The sequence below is a fragment of the Actinoplanes campanulatus genome (assembly GCF_014647795.1).
GTDB lineage: Bacteria > Actinomycetota > Actinomycetes > Mycobacteriales > Micromonosporaceae > Actinoplanes > Actinoplanes campanulatus.
Genome location: NZ_BMPW01000008.1, coordinates 271,292 through 286,896, shown reverse-complemented (window position 1 = coordinate 286,896; position 15,605 = coordinate 271,292). Strand labels below are relative to the sequence as shown.

General features: G+C 71.4%; 13 protein-coding genes. 6 read left to right on the top strand and 7 right to left on the bottom strand.

Annotated elements, in window-relative coordinates; all coding sequences use genetic code 11:
- Positions 1-53: 53 nt before the first annotated feature.
- Positions 54-545 carry a hypothetical protein gene (locus IEZ13_RS17770; RefSeq protein ID WP_183218785.1) on the bottom strand — a complete coding sequence of 164 codons (492 nt, stop codon included), beginning with the start codon at positions 543-545 and terminating at the stop codon, positions 54-56.
- 403 nt (positions 546-948) lie between these two features.
- Positions 949-1,113, bottom strand: coding sequence for a MerR family transcriptional regulator (locus IEZ13_RS17765; protein WP_183218784.1), 165 nt, complete (start codon positions 1,111-1,113; stop codon positions 949-951).
- Between the two features lie 99 nt (positions 1,114-1,212).
- On the opposite strand from IEZ13_RS17765, the gene IEZ13_RS47915 reads away from it, so the two are divergent.
- A complete protein-coding gene (locus IEZ13_RS47915) occupies positions 1,213-1,347 on the top strand; it encodes a hypothetical protein (protein ID WP_229794764.1) in 135 nt (44 codons plus the stop codon).
- Between the two features lie 76 nt (positions 1,348-1,423).
- Complete coding sequence (locus tag IEZ13_RS17755; RefSeq protein WP_183218783.1) at positions 1,424-3,367, top strand: cellulase family glycosylhydrolase; 1,944 nt, start codon at positions 1,424-1,426, stop codon at positions 3,365-3,367.
- Positions 3,368-3,708: 341 nt separating this feature from the next.
- On the opposite strand, the gene IEZ13_RS17750 is transcribed toward IEZ13_RS17755, so the two are convergent.
- The gene (locus IEZ13_RS17750; RefSeq protein ID WP_183218782.1) at positions 3,709-4,452 is read right to left on the bottom strand and encodes an SDR family oxidoreductase; all 744 of its coding nucleotides are present in this window, start codon (positions 4,450-4,452) and stop codon (positions 3,709-3,711) included.
- 607 nt (positions 4,453-5,059) lie between these two features.
- Complete coding sequence (locus IEZ13_RS17745; RefSeq protein ID WP_183218781.1) at positions 5,060-6,094, bottom strand: hypothetical protein; 1,035 nt, start codon at positions 6,092-6,094, stop codon at positions 5,060-5,062.
- Between the two features lie 58 nt (positions 6,095-6,152).
- Here IEZ13_RS17745 and IEZ13_RS17740 point away from each other — a divergent pair, with 58 nt between their 5' ends.
- Positions 6,153-9,227 carry an NACHT domain-containing protein gene (locus tag IEZ13_RS17740; protein WP_183218780.1) on the top strand — a complete coding sequence of 1,025 codons (3,075 nt, stop codon included), beginning with the start codon at positions 6,153-6,155 and terminating at the stop codon, positions 9,225-9,227.
- Here IEZ13_RS17740 and IEZ13_RS17735 read toward each other — a convergent pair.
- Entirely contained in the window at positions 9,218-10,189 is a 972-nt protein-coding gene (locus IEZ13_RS17735) for a helix-turn-helix transcriptional regulator (RefSeq protein ID WP_183218779.1), read from the bottom strand. The two genes, IEZ13_RS17740 and IEZ13_RS17735, sit on opposite strands and share 10 nt — an antisense overlap.
- An 81-nt stretch (positions 10,190-10,270) precedes the next feature.
- Between IEZ13_RS17735 and IEZ13_RS17730 the strand changes: the two genes are divergently transcribed.
- The gene (locus tag IEZ13_RS17730) at positions 10,271-10,633 is read left to right on the top strand and encodes a VOC family protein (protein ID WP_183218778.1); all 363 of its coding nucleotides are present in this window, start codon (positions 10,271-10,273) and stop codon (positions 10,631-10,633) included.
- Between the two features lie 43 nt (positions 10,634-10,676).
- Here the strand turns inward: IEZ13_RS17730 and IEZ13_RS17725 are convergent, their stop codons facing one another.
- Positions 10,677-13,835: a penicillin acylase family protein gene (locus IEZ13_RS17725; protein WP_183218777.1), complete on the bottom strand. Its 3,159-nt coding sequence runs from the start codon at positions 13,833-13,835 to the stop codon at positions 10,677-10,679.
- Positions 13,836-13,952: 117 nt separating this feature from the next.
- On the opposite strand from IEZ13_RS17725, the gene IEZ13_RS47745 reads away from it, so the two are divergent.
- Positions 13,953-14,654, top strand: coding sequence for an arsenate reductase/protein-tyrosine-phosphatase family protein (locus IEZ13_RS47745; protein ID WP_183218776.1), 702 nt, complete (start codon positions 13,953-13,955; stop codon positions 14,652-14,654).
- Positions 14,651-15,028 (top strand): VOC family protein, encoded by a 378-nt coding sequence (locus IEZ13_RS17715; RefSeq protein WP_183218775.1) that lies wholly within the window; start codon positions 14,651-14,653, stop codon positions 15,026-15,028. The genes IEZ13_RS47745 and IEZ13_RS17715 overlap by 4 nt, the downstream gene beginning before the upstream one ends.
- Before the next feature lie 43 nt (positions 15,029-15,071).
- Here IEZ13_RS17715 and IEZ13_RS17710 read toward each other — a convergent pair whose 3' ends face one another.
- Entirely contained in the window at positions 15,072-15,545 is a 474-nt protein-coding gene (locus tag IEZ13_RS17710) for a carboxymuconolactone decarboxylase family protein (RefSeq protein WP_183218774.1), read from the bottom strand.
- Positions 15,546-15,605: the final 60 nt, after the last annotated feature.

Here is a 15,605-nt window from a genome sequence, read left to right as displayed (position 1 = left end):
CGTCCCGGCTGAGATCATCCCCGCCGGGAGGAATCGGTGTGAACGGTTGCCGCTCAGAACGGCGAGGGCTCATTGAACGGGACGGCGTCGACGTAGCCGGAGGGACGGGGCTCCGGGGTCGCCGGACAATGGGTCCGGGCCAGGCGTCCCAGCGGCTCCTGCGGCTCGTCGAAGCTGCCGCACGCCACGCCGCCGAAATCGATCGTCGACCAGGACTCGAAGACGCCGGTCACCGACGTCGAGCAGGCGACCGTGAACTCGGCCGACACACGCTCCACGCCCACGTAGAACAGGGTCTGCGGAATGCCGGGCACCTCACCGCCCAGCACGCCGAAGCTGATGTCACCGTCCGGCAGCGTGGCCGGACCGGTCTGCACCTTCGTACCGGTCTCCTCGGCGAGCGAACCGGCGAGCACGCCGACCCAGTCGTCCGGGGCGGTCACACCGATGATCGACGGCGCGAACGGCTCATCCAGCACGACCCGGCCGGTCGGATCCTCGAAGTCCTCCTGGAGGGTCACCTGGGTCAGGCGCGGCTCCTTCACGGGAGCCGACCAACGTACGTCCGTGGCCTCGCAGCCCGACGGAACGGCGACCGGATCCGTCCCCGGAGCAGCACAGGCACCCACCGACAGCACCGCTAGAACGGCCGCGCCCGCCCGATAGTTGATCACCGCAGGATCATGCCGATCGCTGGCGGCCGTCACGTGACCAGGGGGTTACGCGTCGTGACGGACGTCCTATGCCGGCCGACCCCTGAGCGCCATCTACCTGCGATGACCCATCGACTCTCTCGCCCGCGCATTCCCATGACCGGATCGAACGGCGGGTCGACTCGACCGCACCTGATGGAGGCGGGGTCATTCGACTGCCGCGGGTGCCCCGGCTGATCGGGCGGCGAGCCGGGATCGGTGCTCCCGGTTGATGGCAATAAGCTGGTCGAGCACGTCACGGGCCTAGGGTGAGTTCCTCGATGTGTTGCGTGATGCGGTCCCGCTCCTGATGCAGCTGCGTCCAGGCGGTGTCGGCGGTCGGTGAGTCGACGCACGGCAGCAACTCGGCGATCGTGCGGCTGGGGAGCCCGGCGGCGTACAGCCGCTGGATGAACCGCACCCGCCTGATCTCCCCGAGCGCTGGACACCGCCGAGGTGCCCGAACACGCACGCTCCTACGCCGGCGGCCCGGTACGCGGTCGACGCCGGCTTCGACGGTGTGGAGCTGCACGGCGCGAACGGCTACCTGATCTCGCAGTTCCTCTCCAGTGACCCCGAACCCGGGGGCAACCTCACGAGCGGCCGGTACGCCGCGCCGGCGCCGGCGACATTTCCGGAACCGGCTACCTCTTGAACACGGTGACGGTGAGATTAAATACTGTCTATGGGAGCGCTCCCAAACCCGTACCCCATCCCCTTGGAGTGATCGAGTGACCGCGAAACCACACCGCGGGCGCCGGTTCGCCGCCGCCCTGCTCGGCGCCGCCCTGGCGCTGACCGGCGGCGCAGCCGCCCCGCACCTCGCCTCGGCCGCGCCCCCGGCCGAGGACTGGCTGCACGTCTCCGGCAACAAGATCGTCGACGCGGCCGGCAATCCCGTCTGGCTGACCGGAGCCAACTGGTTCGGCTTCAACGCCTCCGAGCGGGTCTTCCACGGCCTGTGGTCGGCCAACATCACCCAGATCACCAAGTCGATGGCCGACCGCGGCATCAACCTGGTCCGCGTCCCGATCTCCACCCAACTGCTGCTGGAGTGGAAGAACGGGCAGGCCGCCGCGCCGAACGTGAACACCTACGCCAACCCCGAGCTCACCGGCATGGACAGCCTGGAGATCTTCGAGTCCTGGCTGGACCTGTGCGAGAAGTACGGCATCAAGGTCCTGCTCGACGTGCACTCCGCCGAGGCCGACAACTCCGGTCACATCCACCCGGTCTGGTACAAGGGCACGGTCACCCCGGAGCTGTACTACCAGGCCTGGGAGTGGGCGGCCACCCGCTGGAAGACCAACGACACGGTCGTCGCCTTCGATCTGAAGAACGAGCCGCACGGCACCCCGAACGACACCACGCGCGCCAAGTGGGACGCGACCACCGACGTCGACAACTGGAAGAACACCGCCGAGACGGCCGCCAAGCGGATCCTGGCGATCAACCCGAACGTGCTGATCCTGGTCGAGGGCAACGAGGTTTACCCGCGCGAGGGCGAGACCTGGAGCTCCCCGAACACCGACCCCGACCTGTCGCCGAACTACTACTACAACTGGTGGGGCGGCAACCTCCGCGGCGTCAAGGACCACCCGATCAATCTCGGTCAGAACCAGGATCAGCTCGTCTACTCACCACACGACTACGGACCGCTGGTCTACAACCAGCCGTGGTTCGACAAGCCGTTCGACAAGGCCAGCCTCACCAACGACGTGTGGCGGCCCAACTGGTTCTACCTGCACGAGAACGGCACCGCGCCGCTGCTGATCGGCGAGTGGGGCGGCCGCCTCGGCCAGGACGCGCGCCAGGACAAGTGGATGACCGCGCTGCGTGACCTGATCGCCGAACATAAGCTGCACCAGACGTTCTGGGTGCTCAACCCCAACTCCGGCGACACCGGCGGGCTGCTGCTCGACGACTGGAAGACCTGGGACGAGCAGAAGTACGCCCTGCTCAAGCCGGCGCTGTGGCAGCACGACGGCCGGTTCGTCAGCCTCGACCACCAGGTCCCGCTCGGCGGCGACGGCAGCACCACGGGGATCAGTCTCGGACAGCGCTACGGCGACGGCGGCGAGGACGGCGACACCACGTCACCGACCGCGCCCGGACAGCCGACCGCCGGCACGATCACCGCGAACAGTGTGGCCCTGACCTGGACGGCGTCCACCGACAACGTCGGCGTGACCTCCTACGACGTGCTGCGCAACGGGACCGTCGTGGCCACCGTCTCGGGCACCTCGTACACCGCCACCGGGCTGAGCGCGAACACCGCATACACGTTCAGCGTCAAGGCCCGCGACGCCGCCGGAAACGTCTCCGCCGCCTCGGCCGGACGCACCGTCACCACCGGAACCGGCGGGGGAGACGGCGGCGGCCAGGGCTGCTCGGCCACGTTCAAGACCATCGGCTCGTGGACCGGCGGCTTCCAGACCGAGGTCACGGTCAAGAACACCGGCACCACCGCCGGCACCGCGTGGACCGTGAACTGGACCTTCCCGTCCGGCACCACGGTCGCCTCCCTCTGGAACGGCGCCCTCGGCACACCCGCGGTCACCGTCCGCAACGCCGCCCACAACGGCGCGCTGTCACCCTCCGCAAGCACCACGTTCGGCTTCGTCGGCAGCGGCCCCGCCGCCTCTCCGGCCAACCTGAGCTGCACCCTCACCTGACGATCGGTCACCCTCGGCGGCTCCTTCTTTCTTTCTTGTACGGGTGAGGCGAGCCGCCGTGGGAAGACCGCGATCATCTGCCGGGCCGGGCCCGGCGGCGCGCCCGCCGGGCTTAGCTGCCCACTCACGCTCTCTCCACCCCGCCCCGCCCGTCCGGGCGTGCCGGAAGTCCGCCCAGTGGTCGCCCGCTGGTTCGGACGCGCAAGAAGTCCGCCGAGCGGTCACCCGCTGGTTCGGGCGCGCATGAAGTCTGTCGAGCTGTCTCCTGCTGGTCCGGGCGCGCATGAAGTTTGCCAAGCTGGCTCCTGCTGATTCGGGTGTGCATGAAGTCTGCCGAGCGGTCACCCGCTGGTTCGGGCGTGCAAGAAATCGGCCCAGCGTTCGCCGCCCGACCGGTGCGACGGGGCCAGGTGGGCGCCCCGCCGGAAAGCGCCGAAGGTGGCCCCGGGCAGCCGCACCGGAACGAGCCGACGGTCGCGTCCCGTCGCCTGCAGATAGTCGCGGAACAGGTCCGGAGCCCGCAGTATCTCGGGACCGCCCAGATCGGGGACCCGTCCCGCGGGCGGGCCGTCGGCGAGTTCCGCGATCCGGGTGGCCACATCCCGGGTCGAGATCGGCTGCACCGGCACGTCCGGGGCGAACACGACCGGCAGCCGCGCCGCGATCCGGGCTCCACCGAGGACGAACTCGTGGAACTGGGTGGCCCGCAGGATCGTCCCGCCGTACCCCTCGACCAGGCCCTCGGCGGCCAGCTTGACCCGGTAGTACGGGTAGGGGATCACATCGACGCCCACGATCGACACGAACACCACATGCGGCCGCCCGGCGCGCCCGGCCGCCGCCAGCAGGTTCCGCAGGCCCTGAAGATCGCCGCGCCCCAGCCGCCGGGTGTCACTGGCACAGTGCACCACCGTGTCGACACCGCTCAGCGCCGCGCCCAGCCCGGAACCATCGGCCAGATCCCCCTGAAAATCCTGCCCGGGCCGCCGGCTCAGCCCTCGAACCTCCGCGCCGAACGACCGCAGCATGCCGGCCACCTGCCGCCCCAGAGTGCCGGTGATCCCGGTGACGAGAATCCGTTTCATGCCATCACGACGACCCGCCCCGTCCCGATGTGACAGACACGCCACCCGGCACGTTCCCCAGCATGTCGAACCCGGTGCTGGACAAGGCTGGCCGTTCGGTCACGCTGGGCGGATGGTCGCGCTCGTGCCGGCCAGGCACTCGGGTTGCCCACTCTCAGTCGTAACGCCGGTCACCGGGGCGGGTGGGCGCGCACGATGGCGGTGTCGTGGTCGTCGGTATGGCATACAGCCGTGGTGGGCGCGCACGTGACGTCTCCCGTGTGTGGCTACCACGGCTTCGACCGCCCGAATGTGTGCGCCCGCCCACGGTGAAACCCGGCCGTGTGCGTCCGCCCGGCGGTTGCGCCCGCCCGGCCGTGTGCGTCCGCCTGGCCGTGTGCGTCCGCCCGGGAGGTTGGCCGGATGTGGGCGCCGGTCCTGGTGGACGGTGGATGACGACTGCCGTGACCGCTGCGGCAACCGGTCGCCGCCCGGTGGGCGCGGCACAGGCCGCGAAGTGGGCAGTAGGCGCGCGCCGACCGGACGGGACGGTCCAGAGGAGACGCCGCGAGGGCACGCGTACCGGAAAGGAGCCGGAAGCGAAACGCGGACCTCGGCCACAAGGTCGCTAGTTCCACCCCGTGGCGGTGGAGGCGACCTTGTGGCAGTCCTCGCAGAGGTAGAGGCTGCGGAAACCGTCGCCGTGTTCGCGGATGTAGGTCTCCACGGTGAGGGCGTGGAACATCAAGCGCTTGCAGGACGGGCAGGACGGGTTCGGGTACAGGCCGATGGGTGGGCCGCCCGCGGTGCCGACCACGCCGGGTGAGGAGTGGACGTTGCCGTTGCTGTAGATCAGGTCGGGGCCGTAGGGGCGCAGCACCACCCGGCCGACACCGAAGCCGGGGGCATCGTCCGCGTAGTCCTCGTCCGGGTCGTCGTCGCCGGACTCGAACCGCACCTCCTCGCCGAGGTAGCGGCCGTCGGCGCCGATGTCGGCGAACACCGTCCAGAGGCACGCCGACGCGGGCGCGACTAGGTGGGCCCGCTCGGCCGGGAAGGGTGGCAGCCCGGGGATCTGGCCGAGCCGGAACGACGCGTAGTGCCAGACCACCGGGGTGGTGGCCGGGTCGCGCACGATCCGCTCGACCGGCAGGCCGACCGGATTGTCGGCGCCGGGGAAGTCACCCGGCTCCAGCACCACGGCGCGGCGCTGAGACGTGAACCTGTACTCAGCGGGGCCGGTGGGTGGCACCCAGATCCCGGAATCCTCGAGATCCTGCCGGTCCCCGCCCGCGCGCACCAGGTCGGCGATCACGACCCGGGCCGCGTCGGTGCCGATCGCGGCGAGCGCCCACATGTCGTAGTGGGACCAGCGGTCACGCAGCCGCCCGGCGAGCGTCTCCACACAACGGTCGGAGGCGCCGGCGAGCAGCACGCACGCGTCGTTGTAGACCACCTCCCAGAACGGCAGATGGTTGCCGGCGATCACCGTCTCCTGGAACGGGCGGAACCAGTCCGGCCTCGTGCCGGCCAGGTAGGAGAAGTGGTCGCCGAGCCAGGCCGGCTCCCGATCCCGCCGCTCCAGATGCCCGACGAGAGTGGCCACGTCGTCAGGACTCTCCAGGGGCATCGGGTCCCCACCGTGCACGGGCTTGATCGGCATGTGCGGGACGTTATCAACGGGGTACGACGAAACCGGCCCGTGCATCGATACTCATCTGGTGAGACCGTCGCCGATCGCCGCCCTGCTGGCCGGGGTCGCGCTCGCGCTCGCCGGGAACATGGCCACCAACACGGTGAACCCGCCCGGCGACTGGTGGTGGTGGCCGTGGGCGGTGTGGTCGGCCGTCGCGGCGCTGGCCGCGGCCGTCGTGTGGATCGAGCGGGCCCGCCACCGCGCCGGACCCGGCCCGGACCTGGACCGGGTGGTCGCCGACCTGCTCGCCCCGATCGAGAACGCGTGGGCCGCCGAGGCGGTCCGCCGGGAGGTGACCCGACCGGCCCCGGTGCTGGTCCGCTGGTCGTCGACGGGCCGCCCGGCGGCGGGACGGCAGGCGGTCCTCGGCACGGCCGCGGCCGGTGACTGGCGTGAGTTTCCGCTGACCGGCCGCACCGACGAGCTGAACACCGAGATCGTCGCCGCGTTCCGGGCCCTGCCCCGCCGCCAGCTGGTGGTGCTCGGCGAGCCGGGCGCCGGCAAGAGCGTCTTCGCCCTGCTGCTCACCCTGGGCCTGCTCCGCACCCGCACCGACGGCGAGCCGATCCCGCTGCTGGTGCCGATCAGCGACTGGGATCCGGCCGGACCGCTCGACGGTCTCCTCGCCCGCCGGCTCGCCGAGGATCATCGACCGGTGCTGAGCCGGTACGGCGACCCGCTCACGGTGGCCTGCCGCCTGGTCGAGCAGAACCGGGTCCTGCCGCTGCTGGACGGCCTGGACGAGTTGCCCGGCCCGGCGATCGGCCCGGCTCTGCGGGCACTCGACGACCACGCGTCGGCGGGCCGCCCCCTGGTCCTGACCTCCCGCATCGGCGAGTACGAGCGGGCCGGCCACGTCCTGACCACCGCGGCGGTGGTCGAACTCGAAGCCGTCGATGTGGACGCCGCGGTGGCCTACCTCTCATACCCGGAGTCCGGCCGGTCCCGGTGGGAGCCGGTTCTCTCCCACCTGCGCACCGCCGGCAAGGGGAATCCGCTGGTGCGGACGCTGTCCACACCGCTGATGGTGTCGATGGCCCGAACCGCCTACCAGGAGCCGGGCGGTGACCCGGCCGAGCTGCTGACCCTCGGCAGCCGGCCGGAGATCGCCGGGCGACTGATGGACGCGTTCCTGGCCACCGCCTACCCGGGTGCACGGCAACGGCGCTGGCTGGGCTGCATGGCCTATCACCTGTACGCCGCGGGCACCCGGGACGTGCGCTGGCGGCAGCTTGATCCGGGGTTGCTCACGGTCCGGCCCGAGCGTGTGCGGACGGAGACGACGATCGCGGTGGCCGCGACCGTCGGGACGGTCGGCGGCGTGCTCGCCGCGGCCGCCGGATTCTCCGTTACGGCCGCCGTGGCCGGGGCGGTCCTGGCCTTCCTTTGTGGTGCGTTCGGATGGCTGCGGGTGATCTTTCCGGGCCGGCACGAGGGTGTGGCCCGGCTTCGTAAGCCGCTCGGGGTTTCGCTCGTCTACGGCCTCGGCGGTGGCTATCTCATCGGGCTCATCACGGCATACACCGCCGCCGCCCTGCTGGCCGGTCTCGTGGCCACGATGCTCGCATTCGTCTGGATCACCGTGCGGGGGCCGGCGACGCTGCGCGAGGACGGGCCGGCGGTGGCGGCGGTCGGGCATGCCCTGGCGACCGGCTCGGTGTTCGCCGCCGCGGCAGCGGTGACGGGCACACCGCCGGTGCCGGTCGGGGTGACGGCGGCGTTGCTCTACGGCTCGACCGCTGCGTTTGCCGCCGGTGGTTGGGCCTGGGCGCGCTGGCGGCTGGCCCACGTCCGCCTCGCGGTGCAGGGCTGGTTGCCGTGGCGCCTGGAGCGCTTCCTGACCGAGGCCTATCGGCACGGTGTCCTCCGGCGGTCCGGTTCGATCCACCAGTTCCGGCACGTCCTGGTTCAGGAGCACCTGTTCGGCCCGGTGCACCTGGGCGTCCTCCGGGCGCGGGCCGGCACCGGCGACGTGGCGGCGACCCGGACGCTGGCCGAATTGCTGGTCGACCGCGGCGATCTGGACGGGGCGATCGGCGTCCTGCACGGGATCGCCGACCGGGACGCCTCCGCTGCTGACCGCCTGGTCGACCTGCTGGTGCTGGGCGAGCGCGCCGGCGAACTGCGCGCCCGGGCGGAGGCGGGTGACGCGAACGCCGACCACTGGCTGCTCGTCGTGCTGCTCCGGCAGGGCGGTGTGGACGAGGTACGGGCGCGTGCCGATGCCGGGGACCGGGATGCCGCCGTGGCGCTCGCCCTGTTCCTGGTGGAGCAGGGCGATCTCGGCGCGTTGCGGGCCCGCTCGGACGGCGGCGACCCGATTGCCGGCCGGCACCTGGCCCATGCCCTGGCTCGTGCCGGCGAGGTGGACGAGGCCATCCGCATCCTGTGGGACCTCGCCCCGAACGACCGGCATTCCGCCAGGCTGGCGGCCACCCTGCTGACCGGCGCGGGTGCGGACGACGAGGCGCTGGAGTTGTTGCGGCCCCTGGTCGCCGGCGGCGACGATGTGCTCGCTTCCATGCAGTTGGCGCCCCTGCTCGCGAAGCGGCAGCACACCGACGAGTTACGGGCGCTGGTGGCGGCCGGTGATCTGTTCGCCGGGCCGTGGCTGGCCCAGGTGCTCTGCGAGCAGGGACGCCTGGGCGAATTGCGTGAGCGGGCCGACGCGGACGAGGTGGGAGCGGCCAGATGGCTGGCCGAACTGCTGGCCCGGCAGGGCAGGGAGGACGAGCTGCGGGCGCGGTCGGCGCTTGGCGATGTGCAGGCCACTCTCAGGCTCGCGGGTCTGCTGGCGAAGCGGGGCCGGGCCGGGGAGGCGATCGACCTGCTACGGCCCTGGGCATCCGGGCACGACGCGGAGCCCGCTGGACGGCTGGCCGACCTGCTGGCCGAGCAAGGCGACGTCGAGGAGGCGATCGGTCTGCTCCGCCCACGAGCGGACCGCGGCGATCGCAGCGTCTCCCGGCGGCTCGCCGGTCTGTTGGCCCGGCGCGGCGATGTGGATCAGGCGGTCCGATACCTGCGCCCGCTGGCGGACGTGGGTGACGAGGAGGCGGCCGCGAGCCTCGCCGAGTTGTGGCGGGGCGATCAGCCGTAGAGGTGGGTCATGGCGGTGGCGCTGGCACGCATCATGTCCCGCAGCTCCGTTGGTTCGAGGACCTCGACGTCGGCGCCCAGGCGAAGGAACTCGGCGTGGGCGTGCCGGACCGACTCGATGGGCAGGGTGATCGTGGTCCAGCCGTCCGGGTCGGGCGAGCCCACGCCCGAGGACACGTCGCGGGCCATGGCACGGGTCATCAGATACGGGATGCGCTCCAGGCCGGCGGGGGAGAAGCGGACCGTGGCGACGCCGCGGTGCAGGCGGCGCTCGAAGTCGATCGCCCACTCCGCCCACGTCGACGCGAGGTCGAAGCCCTCCGGCCGCTCGAACGTCTCATCCAGGACGGTCAGGTCGAGGATCGTCGCCACCCGGTACGTGCGCGCCGACCCGTCCACCCGGGCCACGAAATACCAGACCCCGGCCTTGAGCACGATGCCGAGCGGGTCGATCAGCCGGTCCACCTCGTGCGGGGCACGATGGCGGCGGTATCGCATCCGGGCCCGCCGCCGGTTCCACACCGCCCCGGCCAGCGCCGTCAGGTGCGGGTGGGTCTCGGTCTCCCGGAACCAGCCGGCCGCGTCGAGGTGGAACCGGTCGCGGATCTCGTCGACGTGCCGGGCGAGCCGGGCCGGCAGGGACGCCCGCAGTTTCAGTTCGGCGGTGGTGAGGACCGCGCCCAGGCCGAGCTCGGCGGCCGCCTCCGGCACCCCGGCCAGCAGGATGGCGCCGGCCTCCTGCGGGGTGAGCCCGGTGAGCCGGGTCCGGTAGCCGTCGACCAGCTGGTAGCCGCCGCCCGCGCCCAGCTCGGCGTAGACCGGCACCCCGGCCGCGCCGAGCGCCTCGATGTCGCGGTAGACGGTCCGCACCGACACGTCCAGCTCCGCGGCGAGTTGGTGTGCGGTGAGCCGCCCGCGGTCCTGGAGCAGCAGGACGAGGGACAGCAACCGGCTGGCGCGCATGCCGGAAAGCCTGCCACAGAAGACTGACACAGGATGTCAGTCATGGGTGGCAGGGTCGGAACCGACGAAAGGAGCACCATCATGGCCCTCGCCAAGTACGTCGGTTTCTCCCTGGACTGCGACGACCCGGCCGCCCTGGCCGGCTTCTACAGCACGTTGCTCGGCATGGAGGTCGCCTTCTCCTCCGACGAGTTCGTCTATCTGGGCGAGCCCGGCAACGGCCTCGGCTTCGTCAAGGTCGACAAGTACGTGCCACCGACCTGGCCGCACGGGGACGTGCCGAAGCAGTCCCACCTGGAGCTGGGTGTCGACGACCTGGAGTCCGGCGAGGCGGCGATCCTCGAACTGGGCGCCACCAAGCCGGACTTCCAGCCGCAGCCGGACCGCTGGCGGGTCCTGCTCGACCCGGCCGGCCACCCGTTCTGCATCTCGGCGTCAATGTGAAGCGTCAACGTAAGGCGTCAATGTGCAGCGTCAATATGTAGCGTCAATGTGAGTACACCTCCAGCTCGTAGATCGACAGGCCGTACTGGGTCGCCCGCGTGATCCCGGTAAGGCGGACGTAGCGGGCGGTGGCCGGGGTCAGCGCGACGTTGTCGACGCCGCCGTTGCCTCCGGCCACGGCACCGGTCTGGGTCCAGGCGCTGCCATCGTTCGATGTCTCCATGCGGTACGCGGACGCGTACGCCGACTCCCAGAAGATCTGCACGCGCCCCACCGGAAGCGACGCACCCAGATCGACCCGGATCCACTGGTTGTCGGACCAGGAACTGGCCCAGCGGGTCGACGGGTTTCCGTCGACCGCGTTGGCCGCCGCGTTGCCGGACTGGACGCTCGACGCGGTGACCGCCTTCCCGGCCGCCCGGTTGGTGATGACGTCACCGCGTTTGGCCGGGAACGAGACGACCTGCTGGTAGGTGGGCCGGTTCTGCCAGGCGATCAGGTTGTGCGTGATGCCGCCGAGCGGGGACTGCACGATCGCGTCCGCGCACCACTGGTTGCCGGCCGCGCAGTGCTCGTCGGCCGGGTAGGTGGTGGCGGCCGGTTCGGCGATCGCCGCGGAGAGGCTGGTCAGCAGGGCGGTGCGGCAGGCGCTGACGGTGCCGCCGCCGCAGTACCTCGTGGACCAGTTCGGCACGCTGTCGCCGAGGACCGCGCGCAGATCCTTGTCGACCCAGCCCCACCAGCCGTACTGGAAGGAACTGCCCTTGTGGCCCTGGGCCGCGTTGGCCGAATGCGGCAGGTCGGAGACCGGCCCGGTCTGCTTCCCGGACGGCGACTCGTTGATCTGGAGCGTGTCGACCAGCGCGTCGAACAGCCCGGTGCCCAGACCGCTGGAGAACTGCGCCTGGACCAGCTTCGGCCACCAGGCGTCGAAGATCCGGATGGCGTCCGCGTCGGTGTAGGCCTTGCTGCCCGAGGCGGTCTCCTTCCGCAGCGCGCCGTTCGTCAGCCAGCCGCGCAGTTTGGCGATCGCGGCCGCCTGGGTGCTGTCGGTGACGGCGGCGGAGTCGATCACCCGCAGCAGGTTCGGCAGCACTTCCTTTCCGCGCAGGTCGGTGAGGCCGGCCTGGTGGACCACCTTGAGCAGTGACGCCCGGTCGTACTTCGTCCCGGCCGCGACGCCGGCCTTGAGCGGCGCGTCGAGCAGGTCGCCGCGGTGCACCGCGCCGAAGCTGAAGTTGCCGTCGGCCGCCGAGTAGCCGGCCGCCTGCTTGTTGTTCCAGCTCACGAAGTAGTCCTGGTTGACCGCCTGGGCGTGGGCGCTCGCCGGCCGGAAACCGGTCCACTCGTTCGCGGCGTCACCCCAGGTGGGCAGGTTCGGGTCGGCCGTGGCGGGGCGGACCGGCTCGGTGCCGGAGGTGAACATCGCGGTGTCCGACGAGTTCACGTAGAACCAGTTGAACGCGAAGGCGATGGTCGACGCCGCGTTCGTGAACGCGGCCGGCGTACCCATCTGGGCCGGCTCGTTGAACATCTGGAAGCCGATCGCCGAGTCCGCCTCGTGCCCGTAGGTGGACCGCAGACTGGTGAACGCCACCGGTGTCCCGCCGACCGTGCCGCGCCAGGTGACCAGGCCGTACCTGGTGCGCAGCATGGTCAGCCGGTACGACCCGGCCGGGGTGGAGTCGGCGGTCGTCGGCGCCCACGAGTTCGTCCGGCTCAGCGTCTCCATGGCGGTGCAGGCGCCGTGGTAGAGGTAGTGCGACGACGCCGTCGTGGGCGCGCTGCCGTCCGGGTTGCACAGCCGGATCGCGTACGTGTCGGTGATGTCCTGCACCGACGAGGTGGCCGACCAGGCGTAGTCCGGGCCGCGGCCCAGCAGTGTGTAGAGGTTGAGGCCGCTGAACGCGACACCCCGGCTGCTGATCCCCGGCCCCTTCAGCTCCTGCAGCATGAGCAGCTGCGGGGCGAAGTAGCCGGTCTGCGGGCCGAAGACGGCGACCGGGTGCCCGGTGGCCGAGTGCGCGGCGCTGACCACGGCGGCGTTCGACATGCCCCGGTGGGCGCTGTCGACGGTGAGCGTGCCCAGTGATCCGGCGATCGCGCTCTCCCCGGTCACGCCGGTGGCGGCGGATCCGGTGCGGTCGTAGATCAGCGGCTCCGGGGTCGCGCCGGCGTCCGGCATGGCCACCCCGGCCGCGTTCGGGTTGCCCGGCGTGTACGGGAACGACTGCCCCGCGTGCAGGGTGAGCACCGCCTCCGGGTCGTTCTGCGACCGGAACTGCTGCCACACCTGGTCGCCGACGGTGTTGCCGTACTTCGCCCGGGCCGCTACCCGGACCAGCGCGGACTGCATCTCGGTGCCGCCGCCCCCGCCGAACAGCCCACCGATCACCCCGGCGACCGCGATCAGGTCGGTCATCACGAAGTCCTCGGGACCGCCGACGTTGGTGATCGCGTCGAGGTGGCCGGTGAGCACGTACTCGCCGGGGCAGTCCCGGGCCGCCATGCAGTCGTCGATGTACTTGTTGACGCCGGCCAGGTACTGCCCGACGTCGTCGTACAGCTGGGCTCCGCGCGTGCCGGAGTTGCGCAGCGCGGTGAGCTGCGCCTGGAGGTCGGCCTCGGTGTAGGGGGAGTTGCGCCAGACGCTCTGCTCCAGATCGCGGTTCCCGGCGGCGCCACCGGCGAATCCGGTCAGGCTGCCCCGGGCCACGTGGCGCATCAGGTCCATCAGGAACAGGCGGTCCTGTGCGCCCGCGTACCCGGCGCCGAACATGGTCCCGGCCCTGGTGGTGCCGGTGACGTGCGGGATGCCGAGGGCCTTGTCGCGGACGATCGTGACGTCCGTGCGCGGCGTGGTCGTGCTGGCCACCTGGGCGGCCGGGACGCCGTAGGAGGCGTCGTTGAAGAACGTGCCGATCTGCTGCGGGGTCAGGCCGGTGTAGCCGTAGGTGAGGTTGGCGTAGGGGGCGAGCTGGTTCGAGGCGTTCGCCGGCATGGTGCCGAAGGCCTGGTGGGCCAGGATCGTGGCGAGGTCGGCGTCCCCGTTCTGCCCGGGCGGCAGGATGTCGGAGCACTCACCGAGGCAGTAGTCGTCGGTGGCGAAAGCGGCCGCGGCCGGCTGTGGGCCGGTCACGACGGCCACCGCCGCGGAGGAGATCAGGAGAGCGGCGAGGACGGGGGAAAGGCGTCGGCGCATGGGGGTTCCCTTCGGGTACGCCGTGGACGCGAAACTTTCTCGGGATATTAAGACATAGACGAATGTGAACGCCATGTTTGATAGTTGGATCAAATTGTCTTGATGTAACGTGCGGTCATGGATGTACCCCCGTTCCCGCGCCTCGCCGGGCACCCGCTGCGCTGGCGGCTGCTCACCGAGCTGGCCGGCGGCGACCTGCGGGTCCGTGAGCTGGTCGCCCGGGTCGGCCAGCCGCAGAACCTGGTCTCCTACCACCTGCGGCTGCTGCGCGACGGCGGCCTGGTCGCCGCCACCCGCAGCGCCCACGACGCCCGGGACACCTACTACCACCTGGACCTGTCCCGCTGCGCCGCCGAGCTCACCGCCACGGCGTCCGCCCTGCACCCGGCGCTGACCACGGCCGGCCCTCCACCGGTCGCCGGGCCCGGCTCGGTGCTCTTCGTGTGCACCGGCAACAGCGCCCGGTCACCGATCGCCGAGGCCCTGCTGCGCCACCGCACGGCCGGCGCGGTGACCGTCCTGAGCGCCGGCGTCCGGCCGAAACCGCGGGTCCATCCGCACACCGCCCAGGTGCTGCGGGAGAGCTTCGGCATCGAGGACGCGCCGGCGGAGACCCGCCATCTCGCCACGCTCACCGGGCGCCGCTTCGACCACGTCATCACCCTCTGCGACCGGGCCCGGGAGAACTGCCCCGACTTCGGAGGCCGCACGCGGCACTGGAGCCTGCCCGATCCGGGAGACGACTACGCGGCCTTCACGCGGACGGCCGCGGAGATCGGCACCCGCGTCCACCACTTCCTGAAGGAGCCGCTCCGATGACCGCTTCCGATCAGTACGCCACGGTTCGCTACCTGGTCGACGACGTGCCCGCCGCGCTCGACTTCTACACCACCCACCTCGGATTCGAGGTGCTCACCGACCGCGCCCCGGCCTTCGCCGACGTCACCCGGGGCCCGCTGCGCCTGCTGCTCTCCGGCCCGGCCAGCTCCGGCGCCCGGGCCACCCCGGAGGACTCCGCCGACCCCGGCCGCAACCGCATCCACCTGGTCTTCGCGGACCTGGACGCGGAGATCGCCCGCCTCGGTGAGGCCGGCCTGAGCTTCGTGGGCGACCCGGTCTCCGGCCCCGGTGGCCGCCAGATCCTGCTGCGTGACCCGGCCGGCAACCTGGTCGAGCTCTTCCAGCCCGCGTGAGACCGCCGTCCGCCCAGCCGGGGCCGGGCGGACGGCGTGATCGTCACGAGTGCATGCCGACCTCGTACCAGCCGGCCGGCTGCTGCACGATGACGTTGAACCGGTTGAACGCGTTGATCGTCGCGATCGTCGCGATCAGCGCGACCAACTGGTCCTCGTCGTAGTGCTTGCGGGCGTTCTCCCACACCTCGTCGGACACCCCGCCGGCCGCGTCCGCGATCCGGGTGGCCTCCTCGGCCAGCTCCAGCGCGGCCCGCTCGGCGTCGGTGAACACCGTCGCCTCCCGCCAGACCGCCACCAGGTGCAGCCGCTGCGCGGTCTCCCCGGCGTGCGCGGCGTCCTTGCTGTGCATGTCGACGCAGAACGCGCAGCCGTTGATCTGGCTGACCCGCAGCAGCACCAGCTCCCGGGTCGCGGCCGGCAGGCCCGCGTCCTTGACCGCCAGGCCGGCCGCCGTGAAGTGCTTGATGATCTTGTTGGCCACCGGGTTGCTGAGCAGATCCAGACGAGCTTCCATGTCGACTCCTTCGTCGTTTGCCTTGGACGACCTCAAGACACCCGGACTTCCGGATCTGTG